Below are 14,918 nucleotides of genomic sequence, written 5' to 3' on the forward strand. Positions count from 1 at the left end.
CCGGCGGTCGGGAGAGCGACCACCGGGCCACTGACGTATGCGCCTCAGCGGGCGTGGCGTTCCGGGTGCGCCCGGTTCCACACCCGCATCCGCTCCGGGTAGCCGGTGCGGGCGGCCTCGTACAGCGGCACCGCGTGCTTGCGGGCGATGTCGCCCGCCGCACGGGGCGTGCCCGTGCGGCGGCGGATCCACTCGCCGTCGTGCGCGATAGCCATCACCGTGGTGTCGGTAGCGGTGGTCTCCGGCTCCAGGTAGAACTCCACACCTTGCCGGCTGGTGACGAACGCCTCCAGCGCCGCGAGGTCCTCCCGGGTCGCCTCCCGATCCAGCTTCGTCGGGGTCGCTCCGGCGTCCCGGGAGCGTCGACTGAACCAGCCCATGCCCCACCCCTCTCCTCGACGACCTCCAGTGCACCACCGAATCCTGGCAATATGCTGCACGCCGGGTGGGAGTGAGCTGGTCAAGCTGCGGATGGAACCTCCCCGGCGCGGGCGGTGTCATGAGTGTGATCCCACCGGAGGCCCTCCTGGACGACGACGTGCTCGTCACCCGCGCTCGGGCAGGTGACCTTGAGGCGTACGACCTCCTGGTCGCCCGGCACACCGCGTCCGCGTACCGGACGGCGGTGCTGCTCGGCGCGGGCTCGGACTCCGAGGACGTCGTCCAGGAGGCGTTCGTGAAGGCCCACAACGGCCTTGCCCGCTACCGGGGCGAGTCGTCCTTCCGGGCGTGGCTGCTGGCGATCGTCGCCAACGAGACCCGGAACCTGCACCGGACGCGCTCCCGCCGCGACGGGCTCGTCCTGCGGGCCGCGGCGGCGTACCCGGCGTCGGAGATCACCGGGGATGACGCCGTCGACGCGGTCCTGGCCGGGGAGCGCCGCGCCACGCTTGTGCAGGCCCTGCGCCGACTGCCGGACCGGGATCGCGAGGTGATCGTCTGCCGGTTCTTCCTCGACCTCAGTGAGGAGGAGACGGTGGCGATGCTTGGCTGGCCCCGGGGCACTGTGAAGTCGCGGACGTCGCGGGCACTGGCGAAGCTGCGCGGCCTGCTCGACGGTGCGGAGGTCCGCCATGGGTGATCTCGAAAGGGAGCTGCGCGACCTCTCGGCCTGGTTGGAGACACCCGACGCGCCCGACCTGACAGCCCGCGTACGCGCACAGCTCACGTCGGCCGCGCCCCGCCGACGCCGGTGGCGCCGGTACGTCGCCGTGGCGCTCGTCGCCGCTCTGGTGGCGGTGCTGCCGCCGGGGCGGGCGGCGATCGCCGACGCCGTCGCCGGGTTGCTGCGCTTCGCCGGAGTCACTGTCGCCACGTCGCAAGGCCCAGAGGCGCCCACCGGCACTCCGTCGCCGTTGCCGTTGCCGGCGCAGCGGACCACAGCCCTGGACGAGGCGCAACGGGCGGTGCGCTTTCCCATCCGACTGCCGGCGAAGCTCGGCGTACCCGAGCAGGTGCTTGTCGCCGACCCCGACGGCGCGGGCAGGTACCGGGTGGCGACGCTGCTCTACGACGGGGGCGCGCTGCGCGTCGACGCCTTCGACGGTCGTCTCGACGTGGCCTTCCACAAGCGGGTCAGCAGCCCGACCGTGGAGTGGACGCAGGTCCACGGCGACTTCGCCGTGTGGGTCGACGGCCCGCACACGCTCGCCTACGTGGACCGGGCGGGGACCGTTCGGATGTCGACCGCCCGGCTCGCGGCCTCGACCCTGATCTGGCAGGACCATGGCGTGAGCTACCGGCTCGAAGGCGATCTCACCAGAGCCGAGGCGGTCGGGATCGCCGAGTCGCTGGGTTAGCGGAACCCGCCGCGTCCGGCCGGTGTCGTCCTGGTGAGACGCGCGTCGACGCGTGCCGGGAAGGAGCGAGATGGGTTCCAGGGGCAGAGTTCTGCTGGCGTCGGTCGTCCTGCTGGCGGGCTGCACGACAGGCCAGTCGGCCACGCCGGACGGCCCGGGGGCAACAGGCTGCGGCTCGCGGGTCGAAACAGGCGCCCTGCCCGACTGGGCGGACGCCGGTTTCAGTGGGGACGCCCGCGCTCCGCACGTCCTCGGCGCGAAGGGCGACATCGCGGCAGTGCTGTTCGGCCACCCACTGGCGCAGGTCCGGCAGGACGGGTCGAGCAACAAGATCCTCTGGGTTGCCCGTACGTCCACCGACGCGCTGTCGGCGCCGCTGACGATCACCGCAACCCTCGACGGCACCGACACCAGGGTCATCCGGGAGGTCGCCGGCGGTCCCGGCCCGTCGATCATCGACCTGCCACGGGCCGGTTGCTGGCGTCTCGAACTCCGCTGGGCCGGCCGCACCGACACGATGGACCTGGTGTACGCCGAACGGATGCCCTGACCGAGAAGCGGGAGGTACTACTCACTCCCTGCCACTCTCAACATATATCGCAGGCGGGGCCTTGTGGCAAGACCCGGGTGATGCCCCAGAATTGCCCGGCCAACGCCCTAACCTGCGGAAATGGGAGCCACAAGAATGCGGCCTGATGCCGTGAAGCCCTCGACCACAAGCGTGTTCGACCTCCCCGACCGCCTGCGCGCCAAAGCCGACCCGACGCTGATCGGCGCGGACGAGCAGCACTTCGCGGCCATCGCGCACAGCCTGGAGCAGACGGCCGCCGACCTGTCCGACCGCCTCGACACCGCGCGCAGGGCACCCGCAGGCAAGGGCCGGCAGGCCTCCGACCGCGACCAGGAGGTCCGCCGGTTGACAAGCCGGCTGCGTACGCTGCGGCGCTTCGGTCTGGACCTGTGCCTCGGACGCATGGTGAGCGCCGACAACCTCCAACCGGTGTACGTCGGACGACGCGGCCTCACCGACAGCGACGGCCGACAGTTGCTCCTCGACTGGCGCTCCCCCGCCGCCGAGCCCTTCTTCGGAGCGACCCACGCCAACCCGATGGGCCTGGCGAGCCGCCGCCGGTACCGCTGGACACTGGGCCGGATCACCGACTACTGGGACGAGGTGTTCAGTCCCGACGGGTTGCAGGGGCACGTCGCCCTCGACGACCAGTCCGCCTTCATCGCCAGCCTGGGCAGCAGCCGGTCCAGCCGGATGCGGGACGTCCTGAGCACCATCCAGGCCGACCAGGACGCCATCATCCGCGCCGGATCCAGCGGCGCACTCGTCGTCGACGGCGGCCCAGGCACGGGCAAGACAGTCGTCGCGCTGCACCGCACCGCCTACCTCCTCTACGCCGACCCGCGCCTCGGTCACCGCCGGGGCGGCGTGCTGTTCGTCGGCCCGCACCAGCCCTATCTGGCGTACGTCGCCGACGTCCTGCCCAGCCTCGGCGAGGAGGACGTACAGACCTGCACCCTGCGCGACCTCGTCCCCGAGGGCGCCGGGGCGACAGTCGAGACCGACCCCGACGTGGCCCGGTTGAAGTCGTCAGTGGAGATGGTGACGGCGATCGAGGCGGCCGTCCGGTTCTACGAGGAGCCACCGAACACGGCGATGACCGTCGAGACCGACGACGCCGACCTCAGGCTGAGCGCCGACGACTGGGCCGAGGCGTTCGACGCGGCCGGACCGGGCACGCCGCACAACGAGGCGCGCGACGAGATCTGGGAGGCGCTGCTCACGATCCTCGTCGACAGGTACGACGGCGACGAGCCGGAGGGCCTGGTTCGCGGCTCGCTGGCACGCAACCGGGACCTGCGGACGGCCTTCAACAGCGCCTGGCCGCTGCTCGACGCCGCCGACCTCGTCGGAGACCTGTGGTCGGTGCCTGCCTACCTGCGCAGGTGCGCCCCCTGGCTCAGCCCTGACGAGGTCCGCACGCTCCAGCGCGGCGACGCCCGAGCGTGGACGGTGGCCGACCTGCCGCTCCTGGACGCCGCACGGCAACGGCTCGGCGACCGGGAGGCGTCCGGACGCCGGCGCCGGCACGACGCCACAATCGCCGTCGAACGCGAACGCATGGCCACTGTCGTGGACGACCTGATCGAGGCCCACACCTACGACGACGGTGAAGGGGTCCTGTCGAGCCTGCGTCAACTGGACCTCCAGGACGCCCTCGTCGACGAGGCCGCGCTGCCCACCGTCGAGCCGGACCTGCTCGCCGGCCCGTTCGCGCACATCGTCGTGGACGAGGCACAGGAGCTGACCGACGCCGAGTGGCAGATGCTGCTGCTGCGCTGCCCGTCGCGGAGCTTCACGATCGTCGGGGACCGCGCCCAGGCCCGGCACGGGTTCACCGAGTCGTGGCGGGAACGACTCGAACGGATCGGACTGGACCGTGTCGACCTGGCCTCGCTGAGCATCAACTACCGGACGCCGGCAGAGATCATGGCGGAGGCCGAGCCGGTCATCCGGGCCGTGCTGCCGGACGCCAACGTGCCGACCTCGATCCGACGCGACGGCGTCCCCGTCGTACACGGATCGGCTGTTGATCTGGATTCGGTCCTCGACACCTGGCTCGCCGCGCACGACGAGGGCGTCGCCTGCGTCATCGGCGATCCCACATTCACCGCGACACCCCGCGTCCGGTCGCTGACCCCGGCACTGGCCAAGGGGCTCGAATTCGACCTTGTCGTGCTCGTCGACCCCGACACGTTCGGCGAAGGCATCGAAGGGGCTGTCGACCGCTATGTCGCCATGACCCGCGCGACCCAGCAACTCGTCATCCTCACAAGCTCCTAGGCTGCGGGCGTGGACGTGCGGGAGGCGGCGGCGCGCAACAACGCCGAGTGGTGCGACGTCGTCTGCGGCAGTCACGGGGTGGCTGGCTGGTTCGACGCCGACGCCTGGTCGACTCCCCGCCGCTCCCCGACCTGGTACCCGGACGCCGTCACGCTGCGCCCCGGCGTCGACGCCGACGCCCTGCTGGCCCGGATCGACGCGGGGCCCGGCGCGTCGGTGAAGGACAGCTTCGCCGACCTCGACCTCGCCGGGCACGGCTTTGAGGTGCTCTTCGACGCCCAGTGGATCCACCGCCCACCGACGGACCCTCCGGCCGGACCGCTGCTCACCCGGGTCACGACGCCGCAGGGATTGGCCGCGTGGGCTGCGGCGCACGGCGGCGGGGACCTGTTCCGGCCCGCCGTGCTTACCGACCCCCGGGTACGGGTGCTGGCGCGGTACGACGATCGGGGCGAGGTCGTCGGCGGCGCGGTGGTCAGCGGCGATGGCGTACTCGGCGTCTCCAACCTGTTCGCCGGCACCGACGGACCCGACGAGATCTGGCGCGGCGTGCTCGCCACAGTGCCCGGGCTGCCGCTCGTCGGCTACGAATCCGGCCCGGACCTCACCCCCGCGCTCAAAGCCGGCTTCACAGCGGTGGCACCCCTACGAGTCTGGCTCCGCAAGCCCTCCCCAGCCCTCTCCCTCAGCCCTCTCAGCCCCCCTCAGCCCCCTCAGCCCCCTCAGCCCCGGTGATCATGAGGTTAGCGGCACGACACGCCGGTACCGACGGACGCTAACCTCATGATCACCGGGACGAGGGCGAGCGGGCGGGGGCGGGGGCGGTCAGGTTAGGAGGGTTAGGTCTTCTTTGGTCAGGGTTAGGGCGGCTGCGGCGATGTTGGTTTCCAGGTGGGCCGGGTCGCTGGTGCCGGGGATGGCCAGCACGTGGGGGCCCTGGTGCAGGGTCCAGGCCAGACGTACCTGGTGGGGGGTGACGCCGTGGGCACGCGCGACGGCCTCGACGGCCTCGCCCTGCTCGGCTCTCGCGCCCGCCTCCCGACCGGTGCCGGCAAGCGCGAAGAACGGCACGTAGGCGATCCCCCGGTCACCGCAGAGCTTCACGAATGCGTCCTGCTCCCGGTAGGCGTCCACGCCGTAGTTGTTCTGCACGCAGACCACCGGCGCGATGCCCGCCACCTCGTCCAGCTGCTCGGGTCGGACGTTGGAGAGCCCGAGGTGCCGGATCAGCCCGGCGGTGCGCAGCTCGGCAAGCGCGCCGAAACGGTCGACAAGCGGCACCGGCCCCGGGCCCCGGCCGAGGCGCAGGTTGACAACGTCCAGCTGGTCGCGGCCGAGCCGCCGCAGGTTCTCCTCGACCTGGGCCCGCAACTGCGCCGGGGTGTACGCCTCGGTGAACCCGGCCTGCGGGTCGTACCCGAAGCCGACCTTGGTGACGATCACCAGATCCTCCGGGTACGGGGCGAGCGCCGCGCGGATGAGCTCGGTGGCGTACCGGGCGGGGCCGGTGCCCACCCGGAGCGTGCCGCCGGGTGAGACGTAGAAGGCGGCAGTGTCGATGTGGTTGACGCCCAACTCCACGGCGCGGCGCAGCAGAGCGATGGCGTGGTTCCGGTCGGGGTTCGCGGTGATCCGCATCGAGCCGAAGCCCATCCGGTGCACAGTACGGTCGCCCAGCGTCCAGCTGCCCGCCGCGGCGGCACTGATCTCGTCGGTTGGCATTCGGCGAGGTTAGCCAGCACGGGTGCGGGGCGCAGTCGGCCACGCACCCGATACCGCCGAGCGTCGATCCGGGTTAGTTTTGGTGTGCTGAACCGGACTGTGGCTGGCGCAGCACCGGCAGCAGCGCCAATGTCGGCAGCAGCAGCACCGGCACCACAAGCAGGGCGCGCAGGATGCCGACGTGGTCACCGAGCAGCCCCAGCAGGGGCGGGCCGGCAAGGAACGCGGTGTAGCCGATCACCGCGACCACACTGACGCGCACGGGCGCGTGGGCTTCCTCGTCGGCAGCCGCGCTCATCCCGACCGGGAAGCCCAGCGACGCACCGAGCCCCCACAGCGCGACGCCGACGATCGCCAGCGGCCCCGAGCCGGCCAGCACCGCCAAGCCCGCGCCGAGGACGGCGAGCCCGATTGTGGTACTCAGCACCGGCACCCGGCCCCAGCGGTCCAGCGCGATCGTGCCCGCCGTACGCCCGAGGGTCATGCCGACGACGAAGACGCCGAAGACCGCCGCTCCGGCTGCCTCGCTCAGGTCCCGGCCGTCCACGAACGCGACAGCCAGCCAGTCGTTCGCGGCGCCCTCGGTGAACGCCGCCACCAGCACGAACAGCCCGATCAGCAGGGTGCGCGGCTCCCGCCAGGCGGCGAGCTGGGCACGACGACGGCCGGCCGGAGTGGCGTCCGCCGTGTCGCCCTCCGGGGTGTGGGCCGACGACGGCAGGTAGGCCCGCGTGGCAAGCACCGTGCCGGCCAGCACCACCACTGCCACCGCGCAGAGGTGCGCGCCGACCGCCACGTCCAGGCGGGCCGCCAGGGCGCCGAGGCCCGCTCCGGCCACCGAACCGAGGCTCCACCCGGCGTGGAAGCGGGGCATGATGGTGCGTCGCAGACGCCGTTCCACAGCAGCGGCCTCGACGTTCATCGCCACGTCGCAGGCACCGGATCCGTAGCCGAAGGCAACCAATCCGACCGCGACGACGACGAACGAGCCGGTCAGGGTCGCGCCCAACCCCGCCACCGTCAGGCCGACAGCGACCAGCACCGTGGCCAGCCGTACGGTGCGGGCGGTGCCGAGGAGCTGGGCGAGCAGCCCGGAGGTGGGCATGGCGAGCAGCGCGCCGATGCTCATCGCCAGCAGCAGCAGACCGAGCCGCCCGGCGGAGAGGTCCAACGCCTCACGGACCGCCGGCACCCGGGAGAACCAGCTGCCGACGGCGAGGCCGTTCAGGGTGAAGGTGACGGCGACGCCGTTTCGGGCGAGCTTGACGGCCTGCGGCGGCAGGCCGGCGGCCGGGCCGGCAACCGAGCTGGTGGGGGCGCTCACTGGGGGTGGTTCCTCTTCCTCGACGGTGATCTCCTGGCACGATCGCACACCTGAGAGCGCTTCCACCACAAGCGTGTGACCGCCCTTACCAGCAACGCCACGGCCGGGGGATGATTCCATGCAGGCGCACGTCTGCCCAGGACGGGCGCCACGGGGAGGGCACCATGACGACAGCCGCACACCGCTCGGCCACGCTTGACGACGTCGCACGGGCCGCCGGGGTGTCACGCTCCACGGCCTCCCGGGTGATCGCCGGTACGGGGTTCGCGTCGCCACAGGCGCGGGAGCAGGTCGCCGCGGCTGCCGACCAGCTCGGCTACGTGCCCAACCAGGCCGCGCGCGCACTCGTCCGCGGCCGAGGCGTACGACTGGTCGTTGCCGTCGCGGGAACCAGCGAGGCGGTGCTCGACGACCCGTACGTCCACCGGGTCGTCGGTTCGGCCGCCCGGGTCTGCGGGCCGGCCGGCGTCGGGGTGGCGCTGCACTGGCTGCCGCTCGGCGACCTGACCGGCCTGGACCGGCTCGCCCGGGACCGCAGCGTCTGCGGTGTGGTGCTGGTCAACACCACCGAGGACGTGCTGGACGCCGTACCCCGGTCGTTGCGTGGTCGGGTGGCCTCGATCGGCATCGGCTCGGCGACGGTGCCGTCGTTCGACGTCGACAACACCGCCGGCGCGGGCGAGGTGCTGCGCCACCTGTACGCCACGGGTCGCCGTCGGATCGCCATGGTGGCCGGGCCGCACTGGCTGCCGTGCTCCCGACGCCCGGTGCAGGCGTACCGCTCGTTGATGCGCCAGGCCGGCCTGCCCGAACGCGTGGTGCCCGGTGACTTCACCGCCGCGCGTGGTCGGGTGGCGGCCGGTGAGGCGCTGCGTCGGTGGCCGGACGTCGACGCCATCTACGCGATCAGCGACGAGACGGCGCTCGGGGTGATGGCGGCGCTGCGTGACGAGGGTGTGCGGGTGCCCGGCGATGTGGCGGTGGCCGGCTTCGACGACATCCCCCTCGCCGCGATGACCACTCCGGCGCTCACCACCGCCAGCCATCCGGTGGGCACGATCGCCACCGCCGCGGCTACCGCCGTGCTGGCCGGGCGTCCGGCCGCGCCGGTGACGCTCTTCCCGTCCGCCCTGGTGGCCCGGGTCAGCGCCTGACGTCAGCAGGAGCCTCACGGGTGCCTCCGTTGTCGGACGTCAGCGGCGGGGGGCCACAGCGGCGTACTCGGGTCCGGCGAGGAAGTCGGTGAGCACCTCGACGGTGCCCGGGGTGTAGGGGCGGCCGTCGAGCACCTCGTCGCCGGGCACGAAGACCATCGCCGCTCCTTCGCCGAGCACCACGTCCTCCTGCCGGGCCCGTGTGGAGCCGACGAAGTAGTGCACCTCCAGGTTCAGCTCGGGCATCGACTGCACGGCGAGCGGACGCAGCGGCGCGTCGGCGCGCAGGCCGGTCTCCTCCCACAGCTCCCGCTCGGCGGTCTGCTGCGGCGTCTCCTCCGCCTCGCCGTACCCGCCGGGCAGCCCCCAGACGTTGGGGTAGAAGGTGGCGTTGCCGTCGCGCAGTTGCAGCAGCAGCCGCCCGTCGGAATCCACAAGCAGCACGCACGCGTTCATGGCCACCCCGGCAGCCTATGCCAACGGGTGCCCCGAGGGCGGGACGGGCGGCGCCAAAATAACACTCGGCCCAAAAGCTCCAGGATAGACAATCACGCTGGGAGCGGCCTCATCCAAATGTGACAGCCGGCCGGTAAGATCGGCGACTGCGTTGTGACCGATCGCTGACTGCTCGTGGTGAAAGCGATCACACACACTGACTCCATGAACAGGAGATTCAACCGCGGTAGGGCACTCCGCGTCGCGGTGTGCCTCCTTCTTCTCGCCGCCCTGAGCAGCTGCATGCAGCTCAACATGGGGCTCACCGTCAACGCCGACGACACTGTCGACGGGCAGTTGCTGCTGACCGCCCAGAAGTCCCTGCTGACCTCGCGGAACAAGAACGTCTCGGCGGCCTTCGCGGAGCTGCGGCAGAACATTCCCGCGCTGCCGCCGGGCGAGGAGACCACCTACGAGGACAGCAAACTCTTCGGCACCCAGATCAGTTATCGCAAGGCACCGCTGGCGGGCTTCGACAGCGAGAGCGTCAAACTCGTCCGGGACGGCGATTTCTACCGCTTCACGTTGCCACTCGACCCGAAGCGATACGGCGGAAAAATCGCCCAACAGAATCCGCAACAACAGCAGGCTTTCCTCAGGTTGATGTCATTCGAGATCTCGGTGACATTTCCTGGTCGGGTAATCGACACCAATGGCACTGTCAACGGGCGGTCGGTCACCTGGAAGGTCGACTCCAACCAGGACAAGCCGACCGAGTTGCGGGCCGTCGCCGAGGCGCCGCCCCGCCCCTCCGGCTCGCCGGTCGCCGCTTCCGGCTCGGGCGGTTTCCCGTGGCTGCTCGTCGTCGGCGGCGTACTCCTGGTGCTGGTGCTCGCCGCGGTGGGCGTACTCCTGCTGCGACGTCGACGCCCGACGGCGCCGGCCGCCGCCGCACCGGCCGGACCTGGTCCGACAGCGCCGGGCCCGCCTGCGGGCTCACCCGGCTGATCCATCCGGTGGCCGGCCCTGCCGGCCGCGCCCGGCCCCGGCCTCGCCGACGGCGTCGCCCCGCGACGACGGCGACCGGCACCGGTGCTCCCACCCGGGAGCACCGGCCCTCACCACCACCACAATCCGGTCGCACCATCGCAGAAGAGGGGGATCGCTGTGAACGATCTCTTCACCTGGGCAGCCCTGGGGACCATCGCCGGCGCGAGCGCCGCCACCCTGCTGGCCACGAACGTCATCGGCGGGCTGATCGGCCCGAGCGGCGACAAGCTCCGCAAGTGGATCGCCATCGCCGTCGCGCTGCTGCTGTCCTACGTGACAGCGGCGTTCGCCGACGACGCCGGCGGCGAGAAGTGGATCATCGCGTTCTTCAACGCGCTTGTCATCTTCTCCGCCGCGCTCGGCGTCAACCAGTTCCCGCCCGGCAACCGGCAGGCGACCCAGGCGTCGCCGACCCAGGTCGCGCAGGGTCGTGAGCCCCGTGTCTTCCGTTCGTGGGTCTGAGGGGATGTCGTCATGATCTTCGGAATTCTCAGCGCGGCGGCCCTCGTCGGCGCCAGCGCCCTCTTCGGCCTCCTGGCCGGCGGCCCGGTCGGCCTGCTCATCGGCGCCGTCGTGGGCCTGCTCGTCGGCGCGGTGTTCGGCTGGGCGGTGGCCTCCGCCGGGGTGTACGCCTCCGACGCCCGCGGCATCTTCCTCTTCGTCGTCGACCACACGTGGAGTCTGCTGAACACCGTCGTCGGGGCGATCTACCTGGCCGTGCACCTGGTCTTCGGCCACTCGCTGGACCGGCCCACCTCACTGGGCAGCGGCCGGGTCAGTGTGATGGAGGGCGTCTCACCGCGCTACGCCACCACCATCGGCACCGTCTGCGCCGGCTCCAGCTCCGGCATCCAGCGACACGAGGACGTGCACATCTTCCAGGCACGCCTGCTCGGGCCGCTCTACATCCCGCTGGTGCTGGCGAACTACGTGCTGTTCACCATCGCACCTATCTGGCTGCTCTACCACGACCACACGAACGCCCCGATCAACCGTTTCACCAGGTACTTCGAGATCGGCGTCTACCCACACGTGTGGAATGAGGCAATCGCGTACCGGATCCAGGGAACGCCACCGCGATGAGCAGCGACGGGCGCGGACCGATCGCGACGGCCACCGCCGAGCTGGCCGCCTGGCTTGCCGGCGCGGCGGGGGAACCCGTTCCGATCGGCCCGCCCCGCACCGACGGCGACGCCGCCGGGCTCACCCTCTGGCCCCTCGAACTGCGCCCGGCCCGGCAGACCCGCTCCAGCGGGGCGGTCCGCGAACCGTACCGGTTCACGATCCGCTACCTGCTCTGCGTGATCGGGCCGGCCGGGCTGGACCACCTCGACCGGGTGCTCACCGCCGCCACCAGCGACGGCAGCTACCCGATCGTGCTGGAGGCCGGCGACGCTCCGCTGTGGAGCGCGTTCGGCGTCGCGCCCCGCCCGGCGCTGCTGATCGACGTACCGGCGCAGGTGGATCACCCCACGCCTGCCGCGCCGCCGGTGCTGCAACCGCTGCGGCTGCGCCAGTTGGAGGTCCGCACACTCACCGGCCGTGTGGTCGGCCCCGACGACCAACCCCTCGCCGCGATGCGCGTCGAACTGCCCGCCACGGCGTCCGCCGCCCGAACCGGCCCCGACGGGCGGTTCCTCATCGTCGGGGTCCCACACGACCCCGACAACCCCGGCCCGGTACGGCTCCGACTCAGCGGGCGCGGACTCGTGCTCACCGCCGACGTCGACGCAGGCGAGGACGACATCGTCATCGTCTGCGCGCCACCGACCCACTGACGCCCACCCGCACAGGAGGACCGATGCCCAGCTACTTCTCCCCCGGCATCTATGTCGAGGAGGTCCCCAGCGGCGCCCGACCGATCGGACCGGCGAGCACCAGCATCGCCGCGTTCGTCGGCGTCGCTCCGAACCGCACCGCCCAACTGGGCAGGGCGGTGCCCGTCAACAACTGGACCGAGTTCCTGCGGCTCTTCGCCGACGGCGACCAGACCGAGAGCACCCCACTGGCCCGGGCCGTCTTCGGCTTTCTGGACAACGGTGGCGCCCGCTGCTGGGTGGTGAACGTCGGCGAGGGCGGCGCCATCACCGGCACCGGCCAGCGCCGCGCCGGCCTGCAACTGCTCGAGGCTGTCGACGAGATCTCCATCATCGCCGCCCCCGGCTTCCACGACGTGGTGTCCCACGAGGCACTGCTCAGCATGGCCGAGCGGACCCGCACCATGGTGGCGATCTGCGATCCGGCCCCCGACATCGACGACATCGCCGCGCTGACGAAGGTCGCCACGCCGTCGTCCGGCAAACCCCCGAAACCCGCCGAGAGTACGGACGGCGGCGCCGGCTCGGCTGGCGCTGGCTCGGGCTCGGGCTCCGGCTCGGGCGGTGGCGCTGGCTCCGGGGGGCCCGAGGGCGCGGCGTACCGGCCCCGGCAGTCCGAGTTCGGCGCCTTCTACTACCCGTGGCTGCGGGTACGCGACCCGATCAGCGGAGAACTGGAACTCACCCCGCCAAGCGGGCACCTCGCCGGCATCTGGGCGCGAACCGACGCCCTGCGCGGCGTCCACAAGGCACCGGCGAACGAACCCGTCCGCGGCGCCGTCGACCTGGGCTACCTCGTCACCCGACCCGAGCACGACGTGCTCAACCCCAAGGGCGTCAACGTGATCCGCTACTTCGCCGGCGAGGGCATCCGCGTCTGGGGCGCCCGTACGCTCGCCGCCGAAGCCAGTGAGTGGCGCTACCTCAACGTACGGCGGCTCAGCATCGCCATCGAGCAGGCCATCGCCAACGGCACCCGCTGGATGGTGTTCGAACCCAACGACTTCACCCTCTGGCGCTCGATCCGACGCGACATCGGGGCGTTCCTCACCCGGGTCTGGCGCGACGGCGCGCTGCTCGGGCGCAGCCCCGAGGAGGCGTTCTTCGTCAAGTGCGACGAGGAGACCAACCCGCCGGACGTCCGCGACGCTGGCATGGTGATCGCCCACATCGGCATCGCCGTCGTCAAGCCCGCCGAGTTCGTGGTGTTCAAGCTGAGCCAGTGGGCCGGCGGCACCGAGACCGAGACCATCGGAGGCTGACAGATGCCCACCACAGCCACCCCGCAGCCCGGCGCCCCGGTCGACCCGTACCGGGCGTACAACTTCCGGCTGCTCATCAACGGCGTCACCAACGGCCACTTCACCGAGATGAGCGGGCTGGAGGTGAACATCCCCGGGCAGCCGTACCGCGAGCACGGCCTCGGCCGGATGCGGATGGTCCCGGGCCAGGCCGAGTACGAGCCGGTGACGCTGCACTTCGGCCTGACCGCGTCCCGCGAGCTGTGGGACTGGGTGAACGCCACAGCCCAGGGCACAGTCAACCGTCGCAACGTGTCGGTGGTGCTGCTGGACTCCGTGGGCACCGCCGAGGTGCTGCGCTGGAACCTCATCGACGCCTGGCCCACCCGGTGGCGCGGGGCGCACCTCAACACCCTCAGCCACGAGATCGCCATCGCGTCGCTGACGCTGCGCTACGAGGGCCTTGAGCTGGAGTCCGGCAGTGCCACCGCGCCGACCCCCGCGTAGCTGGCTGGCCGGGCAGTTGCGCTCGGTCGCCGGGGCGACGATGCGCCTCGCCGGTCAGATCGAGCCCACCGGCGCACGCGACCGCCCGTCGGATGAAAGGCCGCTGGACCAGCGGTCGGCCAAGCGGTTGCTGGACCAGCGGCCGTCGGAACAGCGGCTGTGGGACCAACGGCTGCTGGACCAGCGGCTGCTGGACCAGCGGCCATCGGGCCAGCGGTTGTCGGACCAGCGATTGTCGGACCAGCGATTGTCGGACCAGCGGTTGTCGGACCAGCGATTGTCGGAGCACGGGCCGGTGGATCGATCGGCGTCGGCCGACGAGGCGGCGCCGCGTCGGTTCGGTGAGCCGCCTCGGCACTGGTTGGACCTTGTCGCCGCCCACGCCCCCGGGCTGCTGCGCGAGTTGGATCTCGACGGGCCTCCGGCGGGCCGGCCCGACGCTCAGGACGTACCCGATTCGGACAGATGGGCCGGAGAAGGCACGGGCCCGGGACAACGGTTCACTGCCGACCCAGCGGTCCACGGTGCGGCGGCGGGCAACGTGTCGCAGGCAGGTACCGCCGGTTCGATGGGTGCGGCCGCTGGCTCGCTCGGTTCAGCTGACTCGCTCGGTGCAGGCGGTTCGTTCGGTGCAGCCAGCTCGTTCGGTGCAGGCGGTTCCTTCGGTGCAGGCGGTTCGTTCGGTGCGGCCGGTTCGTCCGGTGCGACCGGCTGGGTAATTGGTGGTGGGGCTGACGGGTTCGGGAGGCCAGGTAGCCCGGAGAGCGGCGGCGAGCCGGCGGACCGAGGGCACCGTGGCGCGGGCCGGTCGTCCAGGCGTGGCAGTGCCACCGGACCGCATCGCTTAGACCATCCAACCGGAGGAGCCAAGCCACTCATCCGCCCCGCAGTCCCCCACCCCACAACCAGCACCGACTCGTGGTCGTCAGCAGAGATCTTGGACGGTTTCGGCCCCTCCAGGGGCGGTTTCCTTCCAAGATCTGCTGTGAAGCAGGTGAGCGCCCGGCCGCGAGGG

The 14,918-nt window shown here is 71.7% G+C and carries 16 protein-coding genes; 12 read left to right on the top strand and 4 right to left on the bottom strand.

Features of this window, described 5'->3' with window-relative positions:
• Positions 1 to 44: 44 nt before the first annotated feature.
• The gene (locus ACPXB1_RS11270) at positions 45 to 380 is read right to left on the bottom strand and encodes a hypothetical protein (RefSeq protein ID WP_167943951.1); all 336 of its coding nucleotides are present in this window, start codon (positions 378 to 380) and stop codon (positions 45 to 47) included.
• Between the two features lie 119 nt (positions 381 to 499).
• Here ACPXB1_RS11270 and ACPXB1_RS11275 point away from each other — a divergent pair, with 119 nt between their 5' ends.
• The 5 genes from ACPXB1_RS11275 to ACPXB1_RS11295 all read left to right on the top strand — a co-directional run bounded on the left by ACPXB1_RS11275 (position 500) and on the right by ACPXB1_RS11295 (position 5,388).
• Positions 500 to 1,081, top strand: coding sequence for an RNA polymerase sigma factor (locus tag ACPXB1_RS11275; RefSeq protein WP_355589230.1), 582 nt, complete (start codon positions 500 to 502; stop codon positions 1,079 to 1,081).
• On the top strand, positions 1,074 to 1,799 hold the full coding sequence (locus ACPXB1_RS11280) for a hypothetical protein (protein WP_355589228.1): 726 nt from the start codon (positions 1,074 to 1,076) through the stop codon (positions 1,797 to 1,799). The genes ACPXB1_RS11275 and ACPXB1_RS11280 overlap by 8 nt, the downstream gene beginning before the upstream one ends.
• A gap of 70 nt (positions 1,800 to 1,869) precedes the next feature.
• Positions 1,870 to 2,349, top strand: coding sequence for a hypothetical protein (locus ACPXB1_RS11285; RefSeq protein WP_355589226.1), 480 nt, complete (start codon positions 1,870 to 1,872; stop codon positions 2,347 to 2,349).
• 135 nt (positions 2,350 to 2,484) lie between these two features.
• A complete protein-coding gene (helR, locus tag ACPXB1_RS11290; protein ID WP_355589224.1) occupies positions 2,485 to 4,653 on the top strand; it encodes an RNA polymerase recycling motor ATPase HelR in 2,169 nt (722 codons plus the stop codon).
• Positions 4,654 to 4,662: 9 nt separating this feature from the next.
• Entirely contained in the window at positions 4,663 to 5,388 is a 726-nt protein-coding gene (locus ACPXB1_RS11295; RefSeq protein ID WP_355589222.1) for a hypothetical protein, read from the top strand.
• 90 nt (positions 5,389 to 5,478) lie between these two features.
• Here ACPXB1_RS11295 and ACPXB1_RS11300 read toward each other — a convergent pair whose 3' ends face one another.
• The gene (locus tag ACPXB1_RS11300) at positions 5,479 to 6,375 is read right to left on the bottom strand and encodes an aldo/keto reductase (protein WP_355589221.1); all 897 of its coding nucleotides are present in this window, start codon (positions 6,373 to 6,375) and stop codon (positions 5,479 to 5,481) included.
• A 73-nt stretch (positions 6,376 to 6,448) separates the two neighbouring features.
• Positions 6,449 to 7,699: an MFS transporter gene (locus ACPXB1_RS11305; RefSeq protein ID WP_355589219.1), complete on the bottom strand. Its 1,251-nt coding sequence runs from the start codon at positions 7,697 to 7,699 to the stop codon at positions 6,449 to 6,451.
• Positions 7,700 to 7,863: 164 nt separating this feature from the next.
• On the opposite strand from ACPXB1_RS11305, the gene ACPXB1_RS11310 reads away from it, so the two are divergent.
• The gene (locus ACPXB1_RS11310) at positions 7,864 to 8,853 is read left to right on the top strand and encodes a LacI family DNA-binding transcriptional regulator (protein ID WP_355589217.1); all 990 of its coding nucleotides are present in this window, start codon (positions 7,864 to 7,866) and stop codon (positions 8,851 to 8,853) included.
• 39 nt (positions 8,854 to 8,892) lie between these two features.
• Here ACPXB1_RS11310 and ACPXB1_RS11315 read toward each other — a convergent pair whose 3' ends face one another.
• Complete coding sequence (locus ACPXB1_RS11315) at positions 8,893 to 9,309, bottom strand: NUDIX domain-containing protein (protein ID WP_355589444.1); 417 nt, start codon at positions 9,307 to 9,309, stop codon at positions 8,893 to 8,895.
• Between the two features lie 204 nt (positions 9,310 to 9,513).
• Between ACPXB1_RS11315 and ACPXB1_RS11320 the strand changes: the two genes are divergently transcribed.
• The 6 genes from ACPXB1_RS11320 to ACPXB1_RS11345 all read left to right on the top strand — a co-directional run bounded on the left by ACPXB1_RS11320 (position 9,514) and on the right by ACPXB1_RS11345 (position 13,903).
• Positions 9,514 to 10,296, top strand: a complete 783-nt coding sequence (locus tag ACPXB1_RS11320; RefSeq protein ID WP_355589215.1) for an LppM family (lipo)protein — start codon at positions 9,514 to 9,516, stop codon at positions 10,294 to 10,296.
• 159 nt (positions 10,297 to 10,455) lie between these two features.
• Positions 10,456 to 10,800 carry a hypothetical protein gene (locus tag ACPXB1_RS11325; RefSeq protein WP_355589213.1) on the top strand — a complete coding sequence of 115 codons (345 nt, stop codon included), beginning with the start codon at positions 10,456 to 10,458 and terminating at the stop codon, positions 10,798 to 10,800.
• A gap of 12 nt (positions 10,801 to 10,812) precedes the next feature.
• Positions 10,813 to 11,421 (top strand): glycine zipper family protein, encoded by a 609-nt coding sequence (locus ACPXB1_RS11330; protein ID WP_355589211.1) that lies wholly within the window; start codon positions 10,813 to 10,815, stop codon positions 11,419 to 11,421.
• Positions 11,418 to 12,116 carry a carboxypeptidase-like regulatory domain-containing protein gene (locus tag ACPXB1_RS11335; protein ID WP_355589209.1) on the top strand — a complete coding sequence of 233 codons (699 nt, stop codon included), beginning with the start codon at positions 11,418 to 11,420 and terminating at the stop codon, positions 12,114 to 12,116. The genes ACPXB1_RS11330 and ACPXB1_RS11335 overlap by 4 nt, the downstream gene beginning before the upstream one ends.
• A 23-nt stretch (positions 12,117 to 12,139) precedes the next feature.
• Positions 12,140 to 13,417 (top strand): phage tail sheath family protein, encoded by a 1,278-nt coding sequence (locus ACPXB1_RS11340; RefSeq protein WP_355589207.1) that lies wholly within the window; start codon positions 12,140 to 12,142, stop codon positions 13,415 to 13,417.
• 3 nt (positions 13,418 to 13,420) lie between these two features.
• A complete protein-coding gene (locus tag ACPXB1_RS11345) occupies positions 13,421 to 13,903 on the top strand; it encodes a phage tail protein (protein ID WP_355589205.1) in 483 nt (160 codons plus the stop codon).
• Positions 13,904 to 14,918: the final 1,015 nt, after the last annotated feature.

Origin of the sequence: Micromonospora sp. DT68, assembly GCF_049847245.1 — a bacterium.
GTDB classification, from domain to species: domain Bacteria; phylum Actinomycetota; class Actinomycetes; order Mycobacteriales; family Micromonosporaceae; genus Micromonospora; species Micromonospora profundi.